Source organism: Nocardia goodfellowii, from assembly GCF_017875645.1.
Taxonomy (GTDB): Bacteria; Actinomycetota; Actinomycetes; order Mycobacteriales; family Mycobacteriaceae; genus Nocardia; species Nocardia goodfellowii.
Genome location: NZ_JAGGMR010000001.1, coordinates 3,410,238 through 3,432,773, shown reverse-complemented (window position 1 = coordinate 3,432,773; position 22,536 = coordinate 3,410,238). Strand labels below are relative to the sequence as shown.

Sequence of the window (22,536 nt, the reverse complement as noted above, 5' to 3'; positions counted from 1 at the left end):
CGCGCGCGCGTTCACGCGGCGCGGGCGGCCGGTCGGCCGGAACCGGCGCGGACGACATCGGCGACCGCGTCCCCGGTGAGTTCGGCCAGGCGCAGATAGCCGGCACGCAGATCACGGGCCAGATCCGCGGCGAGACCGAGGCGGACCATGCCGCGCTCACAGTCGACCACCATGGCGGTGACCGACTCGCGGGCGAGCATCTCGGCCGCGGCGCGGGCCCGGATCACCGGGTCGGTGCCACCGGTGGCGCGGCCGTCGGTGAGCAGCACCAGCATCGGCCGGCGGCGCGGATCCCGCACCCGTTCCCGTCCGATCACCTCGCGCGCCTGCAAAAGGCCCGCGGCAAGCGGTGTTTTACCGCCGGTGCGCATACCCGATAGCCGCCGCACCGCGATATCGACCGACGAGGTCGGCGGCAGCACGAGTTCGGCGTCCTGGCCGCGCACCGTGATCACGGCGACCTTGTCCCGGCGCTGATAAGCGTCCCGCAGCAGCGCGACTACCGCCCCGGTGACAGCGGAAAGCCGGTCCCGCGCCGCCATGGAACCCGACGCGTCGACCACGAACACCACCAGATTGCCTTCGCGCCCTTCGCGATACGCGCCGCGCAAATCCTCCGCCTGCAACAGCAGCCGCCTGCCCCTCGCACCGCCATCGATCGCGCCCTGGCCGACCTCGCCGGTCCCCGAGTCACCCAGGCCGCGCCGGGAGTTCACGACATCGAATACCTCGCGTTCGGAACCGTTGCTGTCGTTCGCCTCTCGCCCCTGATAGTCGGTTCCCGCAGTCGTCCCGAGGATTGCGCGGCGGCGGTGCTGGTGGGGAGCCGCGGCGAAAATCGTGCCGAGGAGGTGCAGGCCCGTGGTTGTGTCGGGGGTTGGGCGTACTACTCGTCCCTGCCTGGTCTGGGCGCGCGAGCGGCGGCCCGGTGCGCCCTCACCGATGCCGGGTACTTCCCAGCGTGGTGCGGCGATCTTGCCGGATGCCGGTGCGCCGGAGCTGCTTTCGCGCAGGGGGCCGTTGGGTTTGTCCGAGTCGCCCGAGCTTCTCCGCGGGCCGCGCGGTGGCGGTTTGTGGTCTCCTGGGCCGTCCGGCGGGCTGTCGGGGTTCTCAGGTCCACCGTCCGGATCGTCATCCGGGTCGGTACCGGTGTCTGCACCGGCGTTGTCGGCCGGGTTGCCCGCGTCGGCAAGGTTGCCCGCGTCGTCGGCCTGGTCCGAATCGTCGGCGGTCCGGTCGAGATCGTCGGCGGTCCGATCCGAATCGTCGGCACCGCTGTCATCGAGTTCGCTTGGGCCCGACTCGGATTCGGCACCGTTCTGCTCCCGGGCCGCCTCTTCCGCCGCCTGCCGCATCGCGTCGTCCAACTGCTCCGTGCTGATGCCCGGTTCGTCGAACGGATCCCGGCGGCGGCGATGCGGCAACGCGAGTTCCGCGGCTACACGCACGTCCTCTTCGGTGACCCGATCCGCACCCCGCCACGCGGCATGCGCGGTCGCGGCGCGTGCCACCACCAGGTCCGCGCGCATGCCGTCGACGTCGAAAGAGGCGCACAGTGCGGCGATCCGGCGCAGTTCCACATTGTCGAGACGCACCCGGGCGACGAGGTCGCGGGCGGTCAGGATCTGGTCGGCGACCTCGCGATCGGCCGCGGCGTAGCGGGCGGCGAATCCATTCGGGTCGGCTTCGTAATCGAGACGGCGGCGCACCACGGCCATCCGCACGTCCACGTCGCGCGACGCGGTGACATCGACGGTGAGCCCGAAGCGGTCCAGCAGCTGCGGCCGCAGCTCGCCCTCTTCGGGATTCATCGTGCCGACGAGCACGAACCGGGCCGGGTGGGAATGCGAGACACCGTCTCGCTCGATGTGTACGCGCCCCATGGCGGCCGCGTCGAGCAGCACGTCCACCAGATGGTCGTGCAGCAGGTTGACCTCGTCGACGTAGAGCACGCCGTGATGGGCGGCCGCCAGCAGTCCGGGCCGGAACGCCTGCTCACCGTCGCGCAGCACCCGCTCCAGGTCCAGCGACCCGACCACCCGGTCTTCGGTGGCGCCGACCGGCAATTCCACCAGTCGGGCGGGCCGCGCGCCGGTCTCGTCCACCACCGGCGGCAGCAGCTGCGCAAGCGCGCGCACCACAGTGGATTTCGCGGTCCCCTTCTCGCCGCGCACCAGCACGCCGCCGATGCCGGGGTGCACCGCGCACAGGATCAGCGCCAGCTGTAACCGCTCCTGCCCCACCACAGCGGAGAACGGGAATCCGGCCTCCCCGGTCTGGGACGACAGTGCAACTTCAGCATGGGACAAGGACACGCCCCAACTCTATGCGCGCCGGCCCATCCTGCCCGCACCACCCCGGTGGGCACCCCGCGCGGCGTCCTGACGGCCCGTACAACGGGCGTTCAGGGGCCGACCGGGGTGCCGACCACGATTCAGCCCTTGCGCATGGGGACGTGTGGAATACCGTCCTCGATGAATTCCTCACCGTCCACATGGAAACCGAGCTTGGTGTACATATCCACTAAATAGCTCTGCGCGCTCAAACGGATCGGGTCCGAACCGGCCTCGGCGATCGCGGCTTTGACGAGACGGTTCGCGTAGCCGTGCCCGCGGGCCGACTTCTCGGTGCAGACCCGGCCGATGCGGAACGACTTCACCCCGTCGTCGTGCTCCTCGGAGAGCCGTGCGGTGGCGACGACTTCGCCCTCATCGTCGAGCCAGAAGTGCCTGGTCTCCGGGAGCAGGTCGATACCGTCCAGCTCCGGGTACGCGCACTTCTGCTCCACGACAAAGACTTCGACGCGAAGTTTCAACAGCTGGTAGAGGGTGGCGGTGTCGAGATCCTGTGCCCATGACCGCTTGAGAACAACCGTTGACATCATCGCATCTTGCTACCATGCCGAGCCCGTCGGCGCGAGCGTCCGGGCCTAATTCACGGTGTTCGCCGTGTGCTCCACCGAGGTGAGGTTGAGCGTCTTGGAGGTCCAGTCCCACACCTCGCCGTACAGCGACTTGTTGTCGGAGAGCTTCACGCCCAGCGACGGCACCATGTTCTGCAGCTTCGGCGTCCACTCGGCGTATTCGCGCGGGAAGCAACGCTGCAGCACGTCGAGCATGGCGGTGACACAGGTGGACGCGCCCGGCGAAGCACCGAGCAGGCCGGCGATGGACCCGTCTTCGGCCGCGATCACGGCGGTGCCGAGCTCGAGCACGCCGCCCGCGCCCTTGCGGCGGATGATCTGGACGCGCTGACCGGCGGTGATGATCTCCCAGTCGCGGCCGTCGGCGCGCGGGATGAACTCCTCCATGGTGTAGACCTTGCCCGAGTACGACTTCAGCAGCTCGCTGACCAGGTACTTGACCAGCGACATCTCGGTCAGGCCGACACCGAGCATCGGCGCGAGGTTGCCGGGCCGGATCGACTTGAACAGGTCGCCGTTGGAACCGTCCTTGAGGAACTTGGGGGTCCAGCCGGCGTACGGGCCGAACAGCAGCCCGGCCTCGCCGTTGATGACGCGAGTGTCCAAGTGCGGCACCGACATCGGGGGCGCGCCGACGGCGGCCTTGCCGTACACCTTCGCCTCGTGCTGGGCGATCAGCGCGGGGTTGGTGCAACGCAGGAACTGGCCGGACACCGGGAAACCGGCGAAGCCGCTGATCTCCTTGATGCCCGACTTCTGCAGCAGCGGCAGCGCGCCGCCGCCCGCGCCGACGAAGACGAACTTGGCGTTGAGGGTGCGCGATCTGCCGGTGCGCAGGTTCTCGACCTTCACCAGCCAGCTGCCGTCGGCCTGCTTGGTCAGGTTGCGCACCTCGTGACCGAACGCGATGTCCGCGCCGGACGCGCCGAGGTAGGCGAGCAATTCCTTGGTGAGCGACCCGAAGTCGATGTCGGTGCCGCCGTCGGTCCAGTTCAGCGCTACCGGGTCGGAGTAGTCGCGGCCGCGCGCCATCAGCGGTAGTCGCCGCGCGAACTCGTCGGGACTGTCGATGTACTCCATGCCCTCGAACAGCGGGTGCCCGGCCAGCGCTTCGTAGCGCTTGCGCAGGTACTGCACGTCGTCGGCGCCGTGCACGAAGCTGACGTGCGGGATCGGGTTGATGAAGCGCGACGGGTCGCCGAGGATGCCGTTCTCCACCGCGTAGGCCCAGAACTGGCGCGATACCTGGAAGCGCTCGTTGATGTCGATGGCCTTGGTGACATCGACGGAGCCGTCGGCTGTCTGCGGGCTGTAGTTCAGTTCGCACAGCGCCGAGTGACCGGTGCCCGCGTTGTTCCACGGGTCGCTGCTCTCGGCCGCGGCGGCGTCGAGGCGCTCGAACATGGAGATCGACCAGTTCGGCTGCAGCTGCCGCAGCAGCGCGCCGAGAGTGGCACTCATGATGCCGGCACCGATGAGGACAACATCGGTCTTTTCAGTCATGGCAGCGTTCGGCACGGTTGATCGACTTCCTTGTCACTTCTCGCCGCCCACCGGGCGAAGGGTGGGCCGCGTGGGCACGGGCGCTAGGTGAACAAAAGGTTACCCTCGAGTCACCTCCCCCCGATTGTGCACCTCACCGCAGCGAATACCCGCAACGAACCCGGTGAATGTGACATAGATAAAGTCCTCCCCGCGGGTCTTCGATCCGGGCCCGACCTGGCCTAGATTGAGTCTCGTGACGGATAAAACCTCGGTCAGCGTGTCCGACATCACTACGGCGGACTGGCACCCGGACGTACTCGGCGCCGGCTACGAGCATCGCACGATCCCGCTCGGCCCGGACCCGGATGGCGAAGGCGAGGCGGTAGCGACGCTGGTCCGCTACACCCCCGACAACGGCGCGGCGGCGACCGAGGCCACGGTGCTCTACCTGCACGGTTTCACCGACTATTTCTTCCAGCAGCATCTGGCCGAGCATTTCGCGCAGCGCGGGCACCGTTTCTACGCACTCGACCTGCGCAAGTGCGGCCGCTCGCTGCGGGACGGTCAGACACCGCACTACGTCACCGATTTGGCGCTCTACGACGCGGAACTCGACGAGGCGCTGCGCATCGTCAAGGCGGAGACCGGCGCTCCGGTGCTGCTGGTAGCGCATTCGACCGGCGGGCTGATCATGCCGCTGTGGCTGGACCGGCTGAACAAGTCGGCCGGGGTCGCCGCCTCCGGGATCATCGGGCTCGTCCTGAACAGCCCCTGGTTCGATCTGCAGGGCCCGTCCTATTACCGGACCATCGGCACGCCGATCATCAACGCGGTGGGCCGATTCCGATCGATGTTCGAACTGCCCGCCGCGAAGGTCAGCACCTACGGGGAGAGCCTGCACCGCACCGCCGCCGGTGAATGGGACTACAACCTGGATTGGAAGCCGCTGGCCGGGTTCCCGGTGCGCTTGGGCTGGCTGCGCGCCATTCGCACCGGCCACGCGCAGTTGCAGCGCGGCCTCGACATCGGCGTGCCCTCGCTGATCCTGCGCTCGCGATTGACGAAGTTCGCCCGCGAATACGGCCCCGCCGCCGACGTCGCCGACGTAGTGCTCGACGTGCGCCAGATCCAGCGCTGGGCGGGCTGCCTGGGCGACCGCACCAATATCGTGCCGATCGACGGCGCCCGCCACGACGTATTCCTTTCCGCGGCAGAGCCGTTGGCGCGGGCGTTCACCGAACTCGACAACTGGCTGGATTGGCTGACCGAGTACCAGGCCAAGTCGCCCGGACCGGACGCGTAGTCAGCGGTAGATCGCGGTGGCGGCTGCCGCCATGTCCTGGACGACGGTCTTGTCGCCGTACACGCTGACGCTGGTACGGACTCTGCCGTAGGACTGTTCCGAAGCCCGCAGCGGGGAATTCGCGATGTTGCCGTCGAACGTACCGTCCAGGGCGAAGTCCAGGAAGCAGGTCTCCGGGACCTCCGGTGAGGAGGTCCCGGGGCAGTAGCTCGTCGCTGGGCGGCCGTTCAGATCGACCGTCGTGGTGCGCGAGGAGGCCGGAGCATCCGCCTGGTCCACCTCCAGCCGTACCGCGAAATACTGCTCCACCGCATCCTTGCGGGCGTAGAACGCGCACTCGTAGGGGCTCGACACCGCCGTCAACCGAGCCGCGCTCCAGCCCGCCGGCAGCCGCCCCAGCAGCGCGCACGGATCGTAATCCGCGCCCGGGAGAATTCCCACGGCATAGCGGCGCAGCGGCACCTTCAGATCACGGGCCGCGACAAGTACTTTCGCGGCGACGTCACCGGCGGGCGCGCAGTTGTCGCCGCGGAAGGAATCGGCGGTCACCCGGACGTAGTCGGTGAACATGCTCGCGCTGTCACCGCCCACACCAGCGGCGGGAAGCCGCATCGGGACGATCAGTTCGCATTCCTCATCGGCGACCGGCTCCTTCTCGCGCAACACCGTGCCGCCATCGACCGGATGGTCGGTGGCCGCCGAGGGCGCACGTACGTTCAGCACGATCCGGATGGTTTCCGCGCGAGCCGGTCCGGAGTGGATGCGCACCTGGCAGCTTTCGGGACTCAGATACGGGGCCACCTGCGCTACCTGCCCGTACTCGGCCAGTTGGGCGCGACTGACGAAGCCGCACGGGTCCACCGTGCGGATGACCGCGGCGGCCTGCAGTTCGCCGCGCTGGCGCGGTGTCAGGTCCAATCCGTAGTCGCCGATGGTGACCGGGGCGCGCGCTGCCGCCTCCGGCGCCGGAGTACCCGAGACCAAGTTGGTACAGCCGGTCAACAGTGCTGTGGCGACCCCGATCGCCAACATCCCCCGCATCGATACCTCACCTCGAGTCCGCGCGGCGCAGTGCTTGCCGCAAGCGGTCTACTTCACCACAGACTGGTGCGCAGCACGATCTCCGTGGCCAGTTCGTGGTCGGCCTCGGTGGCCACGTTGTCGACGTCGACCTGCACGACCCGGAACTCGCCGTAGACGTAGCGTCCGGAGGTGTCGGCCACCCCGCGCGGCAATCGTTTGGTCGCGATCACCGTGACGGGCAGCTCCATCGGACGGCATTCCGGATCGGCGATCACGCCGTCCGGCCCGGGAACCGCCGGGTGACCGTGATCGGCGGCCACCAGGCTGATGAACCGCCCGAACGTGCCCGCGCACAATCGCCAGGCCAGCCGCGCTCCGGCGCCGCGCCCGGCGACATGGGTGTAGGGCACGCCGAGTTCGTCGAGGATCGCGTGGATATCCGCCGGCTCCAGCCCCTCGATCGAGGCCACCGAGATGGTCCGAAGATCGGAATTGTGCAATCGGGCACAGACCTGATCGAACACGTCCGCCGGATCGCCGGCGTCCGGCAACAGCAGCACGCTGTGCCGCGACTCCGGGCCGTCGACCCGTACGGTCCATTCCCGGTCCCCCACCGCGATTTGCCGAGATTTCATGCCGCAGAACGCTACACCGCCGACCTTAACGCGCCCGCGCGTCTGGTCTTTCGCGCCAGCCGTCACACCCGGCAGCGACCGAGCCGTCGCACTCGGCCGTGGCCGGTCGCGGCGCGGAACCGAGCCGCTCCAGGGATCGTCCGGTCGTTCGGCTCGGGCCAGCCGATCAACGCGGTTCCGGCTGGTGCAGGGCGGCGGTGATCCGCGGCAGGTCCGCAGGCGCACCCCGGGTGATGAGTTCGGTGATTTGCGCCATGTTCAGGTGCCGCTCGATCAGGTCGGCGAGTAGGTCCAACTGGGCGGTGCGAACGGCGGCAACGGAGACGTCCTCGGCGACCGCGAAACCTGAGCGACCCGCCGCCGCTGCCACCTCGCGCAGCCAGGCGCGCCGGAAGGCGTCGGATTCCAGCAAGCCGTGCAGGTGCGTCCCCCAGACGGACCCGTTGACGCTCCCCTCGGGTGCGCCCTCGACCTGCAGCCACGCCGGGTCGTTGTTGGCGATCACCCGGCCGTGGTGGATTTCGTAGCCCTGCACGGGAATTCCCGCGCCGTGCCCGGTGGCTCGGCGCAGCACCTTGGGGTCGGCGAACTCGATGTCCAGGTCGAGCAGACCCAGGCCCGCGACGGTGCCCGCGCCGGATTCGACCGCGTCGTCGATGCGGTTGCCCAGCATCTGGTAGCCGCCGCAGAGGCCGAGGGTGGGGCGGCCCGCGGCGGCGCGCGCCTGGAGCGCGGCGGCTAATCCATTGCCGCGCAGCCATTCCAGGTCGGCGACGGTGGCCTTGCTGCCGGGCAGCACGACGAGGTCGGCGTCGAGGAGGCGGGAGGGTTCGGTGACCCAGCGCACCGAAACACCCGGCTCACAGGCCAGGGCTTCGATGTCGGTGGAGTTGGAGATGCGAGGCAGGCGGATGGCGGCGACGGTGAGCCATTCGGTACCGCGGGGCGGGCGGGGACGGCCGACGGGGGCATCGGCGACGGTGCTCAGGGAATCCTCGGCATCGATCCAGAGGTCGTCGGCGTAGGGAATGACGCCGAGCGTGCGGCGGCCGGTGAGTTCGGTGAGGCGGTCCAAGCCGGGCTGCAGGAGTTCGACGTCACCACGGAACTTGTTGATGATGAAGGCCGAGATCAGTTGCTGGTCTTCGGGTTCCAGGACCGCGACGGTGCCGAACAGGTGTGCCAGCACACCGCCGCGATCGATATCGCCCACCACGACGACCGGCAGCCGGGCTGCCCTTGCCAGCCCCATGTTCGCCAGATCGGTAGCGCGCAAATTGATCTCGGCGGGCGAGCCCGCGCCCTCGCAGATCACCACATCGAATTCCGCCCGCAGCGAATCCAGTTCGGCGGCAACGATTTCCCGCAGATCTTGCCGATGCTGGAAATAGTCGCGCGCGCCGACGGTGCCGATCGCCTTGCCGCGCACCACGAGCTGGGAGCGGCGGTCGCTGCCCGGCTTGAGCAGCACCGGATTGAACCGCACGCTCGGCTCCAACCCGCACGCCTGCGCCTGCAGCGCCTGAGCGCGACCGATCTCGCCGCCGTCCACGGTGACCACGGAGTTGTTGGACATGTTCTGCGCCTTGAACGGCGCCACCCGCACCCCGCGCCTGGCCAGCATCCGGCAGAGCCCGGCCACCACAACGCTTTTCCCGGCGTCGGAGGTGGTGCCCGCGACCAGCAGCGCGCCCTTCACCAGCCGCGCTCCGCACAGCGCGCCCGCAGGCCCCCGCTCACGGGAGGGTGAGGATTTCCGCGCCCGTTTCGGTGACCACCAGGGTGTGCTCGAACTGGGCGGTCCACTTGCGGTCCTTGGTGACCACGGTCCAGCCGTCGTCCCAGATTTCGTAGTCGATGCCGCCGAGGTTGATCATCGGTTCGATGGTGAAGGTCATGCCCTCTTCGATGACCGAGTCGACGGCGGGCTGGTCGTAATGCAGGATGACCAGGCCGCTGTGGAAGGTGGGGCCGACGCCGTGGCCGGTGAAGTCGCGCACCACGCCGTAGCCGAAGCGGTTGGCGTAGGACTCGATGACGCGGCCGATGACATTCAGCGCCCGGCCGGGCCGCACCGCTTTGATCGCCCGCATGGTGGCCTCTTCGGTGCGTTCCACCAGCAGCCGCACCTCTTCGTCGACGTCGCCGGCGAGGTAGGTCTTGTTGGTGTCGCCGTGCACTCCGTCGAGGTAGGCGGTGACGTCGATGTTGACGATGTCGCCGTCCTCGATCACGGTCGAGTCCGGAATACCGTGGCAGATCACTTCATTGAGCGAGGTGCAGCAGGACTTCGGAAATCCCTTGTAGCCCAGCGTGGACGGGTAGGCCCCGTGGTCACACAGGAATTCGTGGGCGATCCGGTCCAGTTCGTCGGTGGTGACGCCCGGCGCCACCGCCTTGCCGGCCTCTTCCAGCGCCTGCGCCGCGATCTTGCCCGCGATCCGCATCTTCTCGATCGTCTCGGGAGTCTGCACCCAGGGCTCGCTGCCCTCGTTCACGGTCTTCTTCCACGCGTACTCGGGCCGCTCGATGGAACGCGGCACTTCACGGATGGGCGACTGCGTGCCGGGGACTAGGGGTTTGCGGGTGCGAACTGCCATGTAGACAGACTAGCGGCGCGAAGCGCGACGATGAGGGGTGGTGGCGGCTGGACGGATCGACCCGGGGAATAGATCCGGACCAAGGTCCGTTTAAGCCGCTAGACAACGTCCCCACGCACAGACAAGGACCCCGCCGTGGAACTGGGATTGACAACATTCGCCGAGGTCATGCCGGTCGGCGAGCAGCCCGCGCCCAGCGCCGGGCAACGCCTGCGCGAAGTGGTGGAGGAAGCCGTGGCCACCGAGCGCGTCGGCCTCGACGTCTACGGCGTCGGCGAACACCACCGCAAGGACTTCGCCGCCTCCGCACCCGCGGTGGTGCTGGCGGCCATCGCGGCCCGCACCGAGCGGATCCAGCTGACCAGTGCGGTCACCGTGCTCAGCTCCGCCGATCCGGTACGGGCGTACCAAGAATTCGCGACCTTGGACGGCCTGTCCAACGGCCGCGCCGAACTGATGGCCGGGCGCGGCTCCTTCACCGAGTCCTTCCCGCTGTTCGGCTACAACCTGGCCGACTACGACGAACTCTTCGAGGAGAAACTCGCGCTGCTGCTGAAGATCCGCGACGAGGGCCCGGTCACCTGGTCCGGCAAGTTCCGACCCGCGCTGCGCGACGCGATCATCTACCCGCGCACCGAGGACCGTCCGCTGCCGGTCTGGATCGCCGTCGGCGGCAGTCCCGAATCGGTGATCCGCGCCGGCCTGCTCGGTTTGCCGCTGGCCATCGCGATCATCGGCGGCCAGCCCGCTCGCTTCAAGCCCCTGGTCGATCTCTATCACCGGGCGCTGGCCGAGGGCGGCCACGAGCAGCAACCGGTCGCGGTGCACGCGCACGGCTACATCGCGGAGTCCGACGAGCAGGCGATCGCCGACTTCTACCAGCCCTACGCGGCGGCGATGAGCCAGCTCGGCCGGGAACGCGGCTGGGGTCCGATGAGCCGCCCGCAATTCGACGCCCTGCGCTCACAAAGCGGTTCGCTGTTCGTCGGCACGCCGGACTATGTGGCCGAGAAGATCGCCGATATCCGGGACACCCTGGGGCTGGACCGTTTCATGCTGCACACCAGCGTCGGAACGCTGCCGCACGACAAGGTGATCCGCAACATCGAACTGCTCGGCGAGAAGGTCGCACCCCAGGTGCGCTGACCCGCCGGACGGCCTCAGCCCGCGGGCGCCCGCCGAGTCGCGAGCCAAGCCCGGAACCGGCGGATGGACCGCCGAATTCGCTTGGCCAGGACGATCACCAGCAGCACTCCGAGGAACAGCAGGATGCCCGCGATGATGGCGGCGGGCAGCGGGTGGAAGACCGCGAGGGTGATGACGCTCGCGACGCCGAGATCTTCGAGGGTGCTGACGATGATGTTGCTGGCGGGCTCCGGCGAGGTGTTGATGCCCATCCGGAGTCCGGCTTTGACCAGGTGACTGACCAGCGCCGTGGTACCGCCGACCGCCGCGGCGCCGAGTTGCGGCAATGAACCGTCGGAGCCGGCGAGCAGCGCGGCGACGACAGCGCCCGCGGCCGGGCGGATGACGGTGTGGATCGAGTCCCAGAACGAGTCGAAGTACGGGATCTTGTCGGCGACCGCCTCGAGCAGGAACAACACCCCCGCCGCGACCAGAACATCGGTGCGCTGCAAGCCTTCCGGGACATCGTCGACGAGACCGGTGACACCGAACAGTCCGAACAGCAGCACGACGGCGTAGGCGTTGATGCCGCTCGCCCAGCCTGCGGTGAAAATCAACGGGAGCAGGGACACCGAATCGATCCTAATGCCGGTCCCGACCGGCGGGCGCGAGGCGAATCACTACCGCACGGCCGCGCGTCCCCGCAGGCGGCCGAGCAACACCAGGGACACCAGGGTGACCAGCACCAGCAGGCTGGTCCCGGCCGCGGCGGTGAAGATCTCACCGCGGTCGGTCTGGCCGAAGATGGTGACCGGGAGCGTGCGCCAGGTCGCCGGGTAGACCATGATGCTCGCCCCGAGTTCACCCATGGACAGGGCGATCGACAAGCCCGCCGCCGCGCCGAGGGCCGGCAGCAGCAGGGGCAGCGTTACCTGGCAGAGCACGCGAACCGGCCCTGCGCCAAGGGATTCGGCGGCGCGCCGATACTCGGGATCGAGCCGGTCGAGCGCGGCGGACACGGCGCTGAAGGCGTAGGCCAGCACCAGCACCGAATGGGCCAGGATGACAATCCATTTGGTGCCGCCGAGCAGCAGGGGCCGCTCGTTGAAGGCGATCAGCACGCCGAGGCCGATGGCGACCGAGGGAACGGCGACCGGCAGGTGGAACACCGCGTCGGTGCCGCGCCGGCACCAGCCCGGCGCCTCTCGCGCCGCCAGCGCCGCCCAGGTACCGAGGACCAGCGCGAAAGCGCCGGCCAGCACAGCGGTTTGCAGACTGACCGTGAGGCTGGCCGCGTCGTCTCCGGTCAGCGCCTGGCTGAAGTTGGCCAGCCCCAGGTTCGACGGCAGCGGGCCGGTCCAACTGCCCGCCAGCGCCGCGGCGACGACCGTGCCGATCGGGGCGACGAACACGACCGTTAGCACCAGCCCGAAGACGGTGAGCACCAGTGTTCTACCGGCGCGGGTCCACACCAGCATGGTCAGTATCCTTTCCGGGAAACGAAGCGGGAGAACACGGTTCGATAGGCCGCGTACAGGGTGAGCGAGAGCGCCACCTGCACGGTGGCCAGCACGGCCGCGCCGGGCAGATCGAAGGTGACGATGCCGCGGGTGTAGATCATGGCGGGCAGCGTCAGAACGCCCTTCGCGCCGGTGAACAGCACGATGCCGAATTCGTTGAGCGTCAACAGCAACACGAGGCTGCCGCCCGCCGCCAGCGCGGGCCACGCCTCCGGCAGCACGACCTGCCGCAATACCCGCCAGGTCGACGCACCCAAACTCGCCGCGACATCGAGCTGTTCGCGTGGCAGCTGCGCGAAGGCCGCCAGCAACGGCCGGACCACGAACGGCGTGAAGAAGGTGATTTCCGCCGCGATCACGCCCCACGGCGTGGTCAGGAAGTTCAGTAGCGGGGCCTGACGCCCGGTGAGTTGGGTGATCAGCGCGTTCACCGCTCCGGCGGTGCCGTAGAGGAAGGTGAACGCCAGCGTCACCAGGAACGAGGGCAGCGTCAGCACGGTGTCGACGAGCCTGCCGACGACCGTCGCGCCCCGGAACGGCACGAACGCCAGCACGACCGCGAGGAAAGTGCCCAGCACCAGGCAACCGGCCGTCGCGGCGACGGCGATGGAGATGGTGCGCCACAAGGCATTACGGAAGGCTTCCGACGCCAGCACTTCCGTCCACACCGCGGTGCCGCGACCGGTCGGTGTGACGGTCGACTCCGCGAGCACCCGGGTGATCGGATAGACCGCGATGATCAGCACGATCAGTACCGGTGGCGCTGTCCACAGCACCGGCCGCCACTGGCGCCGGGCCGCGGGTGACGGCGCGTCGAGCGACTCGACCGGCTGTTCCAGCAGAGCGGGCGCATTCATGACCGCACCTCCGCTGCAGGCCCGACCAGGAACGAGCGTGCTCCCCGGTCTGCGTGAACCTCTTGCCGCACAAGCGGAACCGCGGGCCCCCTCATGCCCGCGGTCCCGTCACGTCCGCACCGCTGACCGGAGCGGAAGAGTGGGTACCCACCTCGGAGGGGATCAGCACACCCGCCGGGTCGGGAAAACGCACACCGACCACCGAGCCGAGTCCGGCGGCGAGGTGACCGGGGACATCGGTGGCCAGCTCGCCGGGCAGACCGTCGACGGACAGCCGCAGGCGAGTCGAAGCGCCACGCCACACACTGGCGACGACGGTGGCGCGCAGCGCATCCCGGTCCGAGGTGGCGCCGATGGACAGCGTGTGGGGCCGGACGCAGAGCAGCGCGTCGGCGTTCGGAGCCCAATCCGCTTTGCCAACACCCGGTTTCGGAGCTTCCGCGCGTAACGTATGGCTGCCCGCGGTGACCAGCGCGGCGCCGCCGGAGATGTGATTCACGGTGCAGGGCACCAGATTCGCGCCGCCGAGGAAGGCGGCGGTGAAATCGCTGGGCGGCCGCTGCCACAGATTCTCGGCGGTGTCGATATCCACCAGCCGGGCGTCCCGCATCACCGCGATGCGATCCGCCAGGGCGAGGGCTTCGGCCTGGTCGTGCGTGACGTACAGCATGGCCGTGTCCGGCAGCGCGGTGCGCAGTTGCTGCAGTTCACCGAGCATGGATTGGCGCAGTTGCGCGTCCAGCGCCGCGAGCGGTTCGTCCAGCAGCAGCACTGTGGGCCGGATGGCCAGGGCGCGCGCGATCGCCACCCGCTGCTGCTGACCGCCGGACAACTCCCGGGGTAGTCGTGCGGCGTAGGACCCCATGCCCACCATCTCCAGCGCTTCGCTCACCCGTGCGCCGATCTCGTTGCGGGGCACCCGATGTGCCTTCAATCCGAACGCCACATTCCGGTACACCGTCATGTGCGGGAACAGCGCGTAGGACTGCACGACCACACCGATCCCGCGCTTGGCCGGCGACAGGTCGGTGACGTCACGCCCGGCCAGCCGGACCGCGCCCGAGCTGGGCCGGACGAATCCGGCCAGCGCCTTGAGCGCGGTCGACTTGCCGGACCCGCTCGGCCCGAGCAGCGCGACCGTTTCCCCGGCGGCAACGCGCAGGGTGAAGTCGGCCAGCGCCACCGTGGACTTACGGCCGGTGCCATAGCGCACCCCGACCCGATCGAACACGATCGCTGGTTCGGCAGCCGGGGACGTTCGGGTACCGGTGCCGGATTTCGTCAGCGCGTCACCGAGGTTCATCGCGCGGTCTCCTTCTGCGAGGCTGAAAGATCAGCTGCCGGTGGCCTTTTGGTAGGCGGCGAGGTCGGCGCCCAGTTCGCTGAGCACCTTGGACCAGTTCGGGTGCACGATTTCGACACCCTTGATCAGCGACGCCGGGGTCGGCCCGGTGCCGGTCGGGGCGACCTCGGCCAGATCCTTGCGAGCCGAGACGGCGTGGGCGTCGGGGCCGAGAGTGGCCTGCACGTCCTTGCTGAGCAGGTACTCCATCAGTTTCTTGGCGGCGTCACCGTGCGGGGCGCCCTTGGCCAGGCCCATGAAGTAGGGCAGCGAGACGGTGTGCTTCTTGCCGTCGGCCGAGGCCGGGAAGAAGATGCTGAACTTCGAGCCCTTGGACTTGATCGACTCCATGTTCATCTGGACATCGCCGTTGGCGATCAGCAACTCCCCCTTGTCGACCTTGGGCTGGAGCTTGCCGGTCGAGGAGGACGGGCCGACGTTGTTGGCCTGCAACGCCTTCAGGTAGTCCAGTGCGCCGTCCTTGCCGCGCAGCTCCTGCAACAGGATCAGCACCGCGGTGCCGTCACCGGCTTGGCCGGGGGTCGAATATTGCAGCTTGCCTCGGTATTCCGGCTTCAGCAGGTCGTCCCAGGAGAGCCGGGAGGCATCTACCGCGGAGTTGGCGATGAAGTCGAGGTAGTTGCCCGCCAGGCTGACGTACCTGCCGTTCGGGTCCTTCTCGGAGTCGGCGATGGCGGAGGTGTCGACGCCGATCGGCTGCAACAGTCCCGCGGCATCGGCCTTCTGGATGAACGGCGGCAAGGTCACGATGATGTCGGCCTGCGGGTTGGACTGTTCCTTCTCCACCCGGTTGACGACCTCACCGGAGCCCGCGGCCACCACGTCGACCGAAATGCCGGTCTGGGCCTTGAACTTCTCGAACTGGGTTCTGTACCAGCCATCGAGGCCGTCCGCGGAGTAGACGGTCACGATCTGCTCGCCGGAGCCGCCGGAGCCGGTGCCGCCGCAGGCCGCGGTCAGCGAGACGGTACAGACGGCGGCGAGCAACAGAGCGGCCTTGGTGCGCAGGCGCGTTGTGGAAGTACGCACGGTTGAACAACTTTCGCTTCGAAGGAGAGAACAGGTCGTTTCAGGTGGCTTCGGCCAGGATCAAGTCGGCGAACTCGGCGACCGACGGCACCACGTGGGTAGCGCCCGCCGCGCGCAACCGCGCCTCGTCGTGGGCGCCGGTGAGCGTTCCCGCGACGATCCGCGCGCCCGCGGCCAAGCCGGTCGCGATGTCACTGGTGGTATCGCCCAGCACCGCGACGCGATCGACGGCGTCGACGCCCAGCCGCAGCAGGGCGGCCAGCACCAGGTCCGGGTAGGGCCGGCCACGACCGGCCTCGGCGGGGGCGAGGGTGAGGTCGGCGACGTCCTGCCAGCCCAGCGCATGCAGCAGCCTGTCCTGCGTGCCACGACTGAATCCGGTGGTCAGCGCGACCTTGATGCCCGCAGACCGCAGCTTCTCGAACGCTTCGGCCGCGCCGGGAATCGCGGTGACGCCCACCTCTTCGATCAGCGCGTCATAGGCGGCTTCGAACGCGCGATTGGCTTCCTGGGCCGTGCTCTCAGCGCCGAACAGCGCGCGGAACACCACGATCTTGGACTGCCCCATGGTGTCGAGCACGTACTGCCGCGCCTGATCCCGCTGCGGGCCTTCGGTTTCCAGACCGACCGCGGTAGCGGCCACATCGAACGCGCGCACCACGAGCCCGCCGTCGGCGACGGTCGTTCCGGCCATATCGAAGACCGCGAGTTGAATATCCTTGTCCGGCACAGCGTTCCTCACAGGTTCAGTAGATCGGCGGTCTGTTCGCCGAGGGCGGGTCCGAGGGTCATGCCGCGGCCGCCGGGGCCGGTGATCACCCAGACCCGGTCCGAAGCCTGCGCCCGGGTGACGATCGCGGCCGGATCGACCGATTGGCTGTACACACCGGCCCAGCGCCGGACGACCTGCGGGAGTTTGCGTCCCAGCAGTTCCTCGGCGACCTGGGTGAGGTGCTCGTAGGGCGCTTCGTCCACATCGAACGCGAACGGCTCGGTGTACTCGTGGGTGTCGCCGATGGTGAGCCCACCGTGCAGCCGTTGCACGCACAGCAGCTGCATCTTGTGCTCGGCGGCGGTGGCGGACTGGGACTGTTCGGCATTCAGCGCGTCCACCTCCGGCCCGGCGAAACCCGGGTAGTAGCGGAAGCTGTCGCCGTCGGCGACGGCGGTGGTCAGCGGTTCACCCAGCGGCGCGGTCTGCATCATCTGGAGCCGGACCCGGCGCACCGGGATGACGCCGACCAGTTCCCGGGTCAGGCCGGTGTGCGCCGCGCCCGGGCAGTCCAGCACCATATCGGCCTCGAAGGTCCGGCCCTGATCGTCGAGAACCTTGGCGCCGGAGCCGCTGTCGATGATCGAGCGTGCCTCGGTGTGCGCGTGGAACGTGTAGCGACCGGTCCCGGTCAGGTAGGCCCGCAGGGCCGGCAGCGCTTGGCGCGACTCCACCACCGCGTCGGTCCAACAGTGCAGTCCGGCAAGGAATTTGCCGCGCAGCGCGGGATTGACCGTCCGCACCCGATCGGCGTCGAGCAGTTCGAAGCCGCGGGCCGCCGCGCTCGGCGAACCGGCGGCCGCCTCGGCGACGGCCAGCTCCTCCGGGGTGCGCACCAGCGTGAGGGAACCCGCGGGACGGAATCCGACCGCGGGCACCTTCCCGCCGATCTCCTCCCACAGCTCGCGCGAACGCAGGGTCAGCTCGAGTTCCGCGGCCGAGCGCCCGGACACCCAGACCAAGCCGAAATTGCGCACGGTGGCGCCGCGCGCTTCCGGCTCCCGTTCCAGTTGCACGACCTCGTGGCCGCGGCCGATCGCGGCGAGCGCGTGTGCGGTGCCGAGAATCCCGCCTCCGATGATGACCAATCGCATGGGACCCATGGTGACCAATGGTCTAGACCAACGGGTGTTTACCGCGCGAACGCCAGGTTAACAATTGGTATAGACCAATTGCGGGTACGCTGGCGACATGGAAGCAACCGAGGTGACGGGTGCCGCGTCTGCCCAGACGCCGGGCGGGAGTGCGGAATTGAGTCTTCCGGGCCGCCAGCTGAAGTCCTATGTGGTGCGGACCGAGCTGGAGCGCATGCTCGCCGAACTCGAGGAGGGCGATCCCGTCCCCTCCGAGCGGGACCTCGCCGTCCGCTTCGAAGTAGCCCGGGAAACCGTGCGGCAGGCCTTGCGCGACCTCTTGGTGGAAGGCCGGATCCGGCGGCAGGGCCGCGGCACCGTGGTGTCGCGCCCGAAAATGGTGCAGCCCCTGTCCCTGCGCTCCTACACCGAAGGCGCGATCAGCCTCGGCCGGGTCCCCGGCCGCCTCGTGGTGAGTTTCGACGACATCCCCGCCGACGCCGACACCGCGCACGCGCTCGGCCTCGCCCCCGGCGCTGCTGTGATGCATCTGGAACGCGTCCTGCTCGCCGACGGCGAACGCATCGGCCTGGAAAGCACCTACCTCCCCCGCGCCCGGTTCGCGGGCCTGCGCGCCGACTACGACCCCACCACTTCGCTCTACGCGGCCGTCCGCGCGACAGGCGTCGTCTACACCTCCGCCACCGAACGCATCGAAACCGTCCTGGCTTCGCCGCGCGAGGCCGCGCTACTGGAATGCACGACCGCACTGCCCCTGCTTCTGCTGCACCGCCGCAGTCTCGACCAGGACGGCACGCCGATCGAGCGCGTGCGCGCCCTCTACCGCGGCGACCGGATCGCCTTCGAAGCCCAGCTCGGGCAGGGATAAAGCCGGTGTGGTCGACCCCAGCAGCGAACTGGCTATCGCGTTAGCCACGGTCACGCATATTTCCCGTGCCGCAACCATTTCGGGTGGTCGCAACCAGGGACGGAATCGCCGCGACTAATGCACGTGTATAACAAGATCGATATTCGCGCCGCAGCTTCCGCGGAATTCATGGTTGCCGAATAAACGCCGGAATCAGCGGCGGGCGTGCCGCGCCAGTCGACCACGCGGCACGCCGGGCGGGGCGCCCCGTTGCGCGCCCGCCGTCATTGCCGGCGGCGTTTGCATCCTGACGGACTCATTGGTCGGATGAATCCGTCAGGGACGCCGCCAATTCCGGCAGTGACGCTGTTGGAGCAGTGTCACTGTTCGGACAAAGAAGAACTGTCGTGCCGAGTCACTGTTCCGGCAATCGACGTCGGCCTCCGGCCACGTCGGTTACCAAATCAGTGTAGCCGTCCACAAGTTCCGCCAGGTGATACCAATGTTTATGGGTATTGTCGCTGCGCGGGCCGTCGGCATCAATGGCTTGGTTGGCATCGACCCAGCTGCGCGCCATGCGATCGACCACCGCACCGAGGCTTTCGGTATGCAGTGAGGCGCCGTTGCGATGCTGCGGCACCTCCGCCGTCACCCAATCATTGATGTCGTCGACGAGCTCGCCTCGGCGACAGTCGATTTCAGCGATAAGAAACGCATCCCGCACTTGGCTGCGGCGTGCGTGCAGTTCCGCGAGCGCATGCGCCGACCGCAGCAGCTCTCGATCCAGGAAGCGTCGCCCCTGGAATGCGCACAACAATTGTGGCGCCGTCGGCAATGCCCCCACCGTGGGCGCGCTCATGCCGCCACCTCGCCGGCGCTCGATTCCGGCATGACCGTCCAATTGACGGCAGCGCTTGTCGCCCCCTCGCCGCACTCGCCTGAAGACCACACCCGAAAATGACCCGACACCAACGCTCTGTGTACCAACATGATTGGCTCTCGATTCGGTTATCCCGTGTCGCTGATTGGTAGTTCACTACTACGCTAGCTGGATCATGCTCTTACAGATGCAAGAACGCAAGAGTGCGTACTCAGTGCTGCGACAACTGTCTTCACACCGACTTGGCGTGCCCACATCTGCTGCACCCCAACAACTTCGGCGTACTTACTAGTCGGTTTGCCAGCCGGTCCGCTCGCACCGATCTCCGGCCGCAGCACCCTACCAGCAAGTTCTCAGCATCGTCGCGGGAGGCGCTGATGAGTACCGCTGGTGTGCGCCCGCTGGTTCTGCGCTCGGCACCTGTGCCGGGCCGTGCGGTGGCAGTCCGCAACGAGCGCCGAAGAGCGCCAGCACGCCCAGATCGTCGACCTCCTGCGCGCGCCCGAATCTCCTCGCTGCACGGCGCCTTCGGCACGCCGTTCTCAGTAAACGTCAGCGATCCCAGGGCAGCTGAGCTGGCGACTTCGCGGCTTCCAACGCGGCGGATCCCTCGAGCTCTGCGTAGCCGTTGCGTGACACCCGAGGAGCATGGACGTCGACAACGTCGATACCTGGTTGCTGGTGGACTATCCGCCAGTAAGCGACAATGCCGCTGGGCGCGCGGTTCGGGCGGAAATCAACTGCCGTTCTGACGGATCGACCATGCTCCGATCTAGCATCGCGTCGACTTTTCACCGCCGCTGGCACGCGAAGCAACGCATGTTTGATTTATCGCGACGTAGTGGTGTGGCCGCTGCATAAGGCGACGATTGCTTTCGCGGCTCGGCGGCCTTCCGGTGCCGGCACCAAGGGATAGACATGCACAGCGCCATGGCAAACGGTGAGCCGCAGGGTTTCTCGTAGATCCAGCGCGCGGACCCGCAGTGCGTCGGGGTAGAAAAGATCGCGGGTCCCGATGAAGATGTCGATCGGGGCCAGGGCGGCCGTCGAACCGTTGATCGGGCTCAAGCGGGGATCGGACAGTTCTGCGCCGTCCGCCCATGCTTGTGCGGCAGCGGTCAAACCGGTCGTGGTCAGCCATGGGTCGTCGACTTCGGTGATCGCCGGGTTGGACAGCGTCAAATCCATCCAAGGGGAGATCAACACGATCCGGCCGGGTTGGCGGAGGCGTTCTTGAGGCAGGGTTTGCGCGAAACCCAGAGCCAATCCGCCTCCGGCCGAATCTCCGATCAGCGTGATCGTCGATGCGTCTACCTCGTCGGCCAGCTGGCGGTACACCGAATCCAGCAAGGGATATGCCTGACGGAAACTGTGTTGCGGTGCTAGTCCATAGATCGGGACTTCGACCCGTACGCCGGCATCGGCGAGCTGGGAGATCAGTGCCCAGTGCTGCTTCACGATCTCGGAGATATAGGCGCCGCCGTGTAGATAGATCGCCGACTTGGTGACCGCGCGCTCACGCGGTCGCACGGTGTAGGTGATGAACTCGCCGACGCGGCGATGGGTCACGATGTGACGTTTGCACATTGCCCTCGGAGGCCGCGCCAGCGTCTTCGCCGCCCGAATCGATCGATCCGCGCGCTCAGGGGTGGCGGTCTTGGGCTTCTTGGCCAGTCGCAGATACATGGCGATCACTGCCATTCGGATGCTCATGCCGGTCTCTCTACTTGCCGATAGCAGGGGTGTTCCCACTGGTATCGATGGGCGGAACCATCTGACGAACCGTGTCCGTTTGCATCCGCCGCACCGGTTCGGCCGAACGTCGGAGCTCAGCGTGGTCGATGAGACAGGTTCGCGATCCTGCTACCTCGGTTCTCAGTGCGTGCCTTGGACAGCGAGTGGTGGACGACTCCCACGGCCGCGGGCGACCGGACGCGAACCTCCCAGCGAAGAAACTCGACTCGTACCGGGAATCGGACTCTACCCAGGATGGGGCATCGTTATTCATCGCCGGAGTAGGCGAGCCGCATTCGCTGCGGTCAATGCGTGCCAGTCCTCGACGCCGCCGAGCCCGGCGGCTGCACCGATGGATGAGATTTGGGCGCTTACTGCTGGTGCAGGGGTGAAGCAGTAGTCGCTGCCGTAGACGATCTGGTCCGTCCCGGCGATGTCGGCCAGTATCGGCAACTGTCGTGGGAAGGGAGTACCTGCGGTGTCGTACCAGAATCGGCTCAGTGCGTCGACCGCGCCGCTGCCACCGAGTTTGTCGAGGCCGGCTTGTGCTCGGAAGAAGTCGACCCGGTCCGCCACCAGAGGCATCACGCCTCCGCCGTGGCTGAAGATCCACTGAATGCGGGGGAATCGGTCGATACGGCCGAGCATGACCATGTCAATTGCTGTGCGTGCACTATCGAAGAGGTATTCCAGCATCGGTACCGGACGCCCGAGGGTGACACTCGCCGCGTCGGGGGGAGCGGTCGGGTGCACAAAAGCGCGGGCGCCGCGCTCGTCGAGCACTGACAGCAGCGGATCGAGCAGCAGATTGCCCAGATAGGTTCCGTGTGAGTTCGACAGCAATGTGACACCGTCGGCGCCGAGTTCGTCGAGAGCGCGCACCGCCTCGGCCACCGACGCCGCGACATCGGGAAGTGGCAGTGCTGCGAACATGCCGAATCGGCCCGGATGGTCGGCTATAAGCCGGGCGGCGAAGGTCGTTGACTCGCCGAGCCAATGAGACAGCTTGGGCGTCATCACCGAAATGCACTCCGGGTGAGGTTATCGACAGGATCGAGGTGTCGATCCCGTGGGTGTCCATCAACTCGAGGTGCGAACTCACCGACCATTGCGGCCAGGACGGCATGCCGTCGGGGAACACTATTCCAGCGTCGCGTGTGGCCTGCAGATAGAAGTCGGGCAGATAGTGCGAATGAAAGTCGATCACACCTTCAATCGGCTCCGGGCGCGCACCTGCCGCGGCCGCCTGGGTCAACGCCGCGGTCGAGGCGGCGCCTGCGACCGCGAGCATCTGTCGACGACTGAGCATTCGAACACCTTTCGTTGATCGGCGTGCGCCGATTTGA

20 protein-coding genes are annotated in these 22,536 nt (G+C 67.9%); 3 read left to right on the top strand and 17 right to left on the bottom strand.

All coding sequences use genetic code 11. The features are described 5' to 3' along the window. Positions 1-11 precede the first annotated feature (11 nt). The 3 genes from BJ987_RS15580 to mqo form a co-directional block, all read right to left on the bottom strand. On the bottom strand, positions 12-2,315 hold the full coding sequence (locus BJ987_RS15580; protein WP_307869623.1) for a VWA domain-containing protein: 2,304 nt from the start codon (positions 2,313-2,315) through the stop codon (positions 12-14). Between the two features lie 119 nt (positions 2,316-2,434). Continuing rightward, positions 2,435-2,884: a GNAT family N-acetyltransferase gene (locus BJ987_RS15575; RefSeq protein WP_209890064.1), complete on the bottom strand. Its 450-nt coding sequence runs from the start codon at positions 2,882-2,884 to the stop codon at positions 2,435-2,437. A 45-nt stretch (positions 2,885-2,929) separates the two neighbouring features. Next, positions 2,930-4,441, bottom strand: a complete 1,512-nt coding sequence (gene mqo / locus BJ987_RS15570) for a malate dehydrogenase (quinone) (protein WP_209890061.1) — start codon at positions 4,439-4,441, stop codon at positions 2,930-2,932. Positions 4,442-4,661: 220 nt separating this feature from the next. Here mqo and BJ987_RS15565 point away from each other — a divergent pair, with 220 nt between their 5' ends. Beyond that, positions 4,662-5,711, top strand: a complete 1,050-nt coding sequence (locus BJ987_RS15565) for an alpha/beta hydrolase (protein WP_307869622.1) — start codon at positions 4,662-4,664, stop codon at positions 5,709-5,711. On the opposite strand, the gene BJ987_RS15560 is transcribed toward BJ987_RS15565, so the two are convergent. From BJ987_RS15560 to map, 4 genes are all read right to left on the bottom strand, one after another. Then, positions 5,712-6,752: a hypothetical protein gene (locus BJ987_RS15560; protein ID WP_209890058.1), complete on the bottom strand. Its 1,041-nt coding sequence runs from the start codon at positions 6,750-6,752 to the stop codon at positions 5,712-5,714. It abuts the gene before it with no gap. 53 nt (positions 6,753-6,805) lie between these two features. Beyond that, a complete protein-coding gene (locus BJ987_RS15555) occupies positions 6,806-7,369 on the bottom strand; it encodes an alpha/beta hydrolase (protein ID WP_209890055.1) in 564 nt (187 codons plus the stop codon). 166 nt (positions 7,370-7,535) lie between these two features. Next, the gene (locus BJ987_RS15550; protein WP_209890051.1) at positions 7,536-9,068 is read right to left on the bottom strand and encodes a cobyric acid synthase; all 1,533 of its coding nucleotides are present in this window, start codon (positions 9,066-9,068) and stop codon (positions 7,536-7,538) included. A 37-nt stretch (positions 9,069-9,105) separates the two neighbouring features. Further along, positions 9,106-9,969 carry a type I methionyl aminopeptidase gene (gene map, locus BJ987_RS15545; protein WP_209890048.1) on the bottom strand — a complete coding sequence of 288 codons (864 nt, stop codon included), beginning with the start codon at positions 9,967-9,969 and terminating at the stop codon, positions 9,106-9,108. Positions 9,970-10,104: 135 nt separating this feature from the next. On the opposite strand from map, the gene BJ987_RS15540 reads away from it, so the two are divergent. Continuing rightward, positions 10,105-11,115 (top strand): LLM class flavin-dependent oxidoreductase, encoded by a 1,011-nt coding sequence (locus BJ987_RS15540; protein ID WP_209890045.1) that lies wholly within the window; start codon positions 10,105-10,107, stop codon positions 11,113-11,115. Between the two features lie 14 nt (positions 11,116-11,129). Here BJ987_RS15540 and BJ987_RS15535 read toward each other — a convergent pair whose 3' ends face one another. The 7 genes from BJ987_RS15535 to BJ987_RS15505 all read right to left on the bottom strand — a co-directional run bounded on the left by BJ987_RS15535 (position 11,130) and on the right by BJ987_RS15505 (position 17,729). Further along, positions 11,130-11,726, bottom strand: a complete 597-nt coding sequence (locus BJ987_RS15535; protein ID WP_209890043.1) for a DUF4126 domain-containing protein — start codon at positions 11,724-11,726, stop codon at positions 11,130-11,132. 48 nt (positions 11,727-11,774) lie between these two features. Continuing rightward, positions 11,775-12,572: an ABC transporter permease gene (locus BJ987_RS15530; protein ID WP_209890040.1), complete on the bottom strand. Its 798-nt coding sequence runs from the start codon at positions 12,570-12,572 to the stop codon at positions 11,775-11,777. Positions 12,573-12,574: 2 nt separating this feature from the next. Continuing rightward, positions 12,575-13,471: a 2-aminoethylphosphonate ABC transporter permease subunit gene (locus BJ987_RS15525; protein ID WP_209890037.1), complete on the bottom strand. Its 897-nt coding sequence runs from the start codon at positions 13,469-13,471 to the stop codon at positions 12,575-12,577. Positions 13,472-13,562: 91 nt separating this feature from the next. Next, positions 13,563-14,774 (bottom strand): ABC transporter ATP-binding protein, encoded by a 1,212-nt coding sequence (locus tag BJ987_RS15520; RefSeq protein WP_209890034.1) that lies wholly within the window; start codon positions 14,772-14,774, stop codon positions 13,563-13,565. A 30-nt stretch (positions 14,775-14,804) separates the two neighbouring features. After that, positions 14,805-15,863 carry a 2-aminoethylphosphonate ABC transporter substrate-binding protein gene (locus BJ987_RS15515; RefSeq protein ID WP_209890031.1) on the bottom strand — a complete coding sequence of 353 codons (1,059 nt, stop codon included), beginning with the start codon at positions 15,861-15,863 and terminating at the stop codon, positions 14,805-14,807. Between the two features lie 40 nt (positions 15,864-15,903). Continuing rightward, complete coding sequence (locus BJ987_RS15510; RefSeq protein ID WP_372446865.1) at positions 15,904-16,605, bottom strand: phosphonatase-like hydrolase; 702 nt, start codon at positions 16,603-16,605, stop codon at positions 15,904-15,906. Next, positions 16,602-17,729, bottom strand: coding sequence for a TIGR03364 family FAD-dependent oxidoreductase (locus BJ987_RS15505; RefSeq protein ID WP_209890028.1), 1,128 nt, complete (start codon positions 17,727-17,729; stop codon positions 16,602-16,604). Before BJ987_RS15505 ends, BJ987_RS15510 begins: the two co-directional genes overlap by 4 nt. 97 nt (positions 17,730-17,826) lie before the next feature. Between BJ987_RS15505 and BJ987_RS15500 the strand changes: the two genes are divergently transcribed. Beyond that, positions 17,827-18,597 (top strand): GntR family transcriptional regulator, encoded by a 771-nt coding sequence (locus BJ987_RS15500; RefSeq protein ID WP_209890025.1) that lies wholly within the window; start codon positions 17,827-17,829, stop codon positions 18,595-18,597. 394 nt (positions 18,598-18,991) lie between these two features. Here BJ987_RS15500 and BJ987_RS15495 read toward each other — a convergent pair whose 3' ends face one another. The 3 genes from BJ987_RS15495 to BJ987_RS15485 form a co-directional block, all read right to left on the bottom strand. Next, complete coding sequence (locus BJ987_RS15495) at positions 18,992-19,351, bottom strand: DUF4254 domain-containing protein (protein ID WP_209898445.1); 360 nt, start codon at positions 19,349-19,351, stop codon at positions 18,992-18,994. A 933-nt stretch (positions 19,352-20,284) separates the two neighbouring features. Continuing rightward, positions 20,285-21,169, bottom strand: a complete 885-nt coding sequence (locus tag BJ987_RS15490; protein ID WP_209890022.1) for an alpha/beta hydrolase fold domain-containing protein — start codon at positions 21,167-21,169, stop codon at positions 20,285-20,287. 291 nt (positions 21,170-21,460) lie between these two features. Further along, on the bottom strand, positions 21,461-22,123 hold the full coding sequence (locus BJ987_RS15485; RefSeq protein ID WP_245367042.1) for an amidohydrolase family protein: 663 nt from the start codon (positions 22,121-22,123) through the stop codon (positions 21,461-21,463). Positions 22,124-22,536 lie beyond the last annotated feature (413 nt).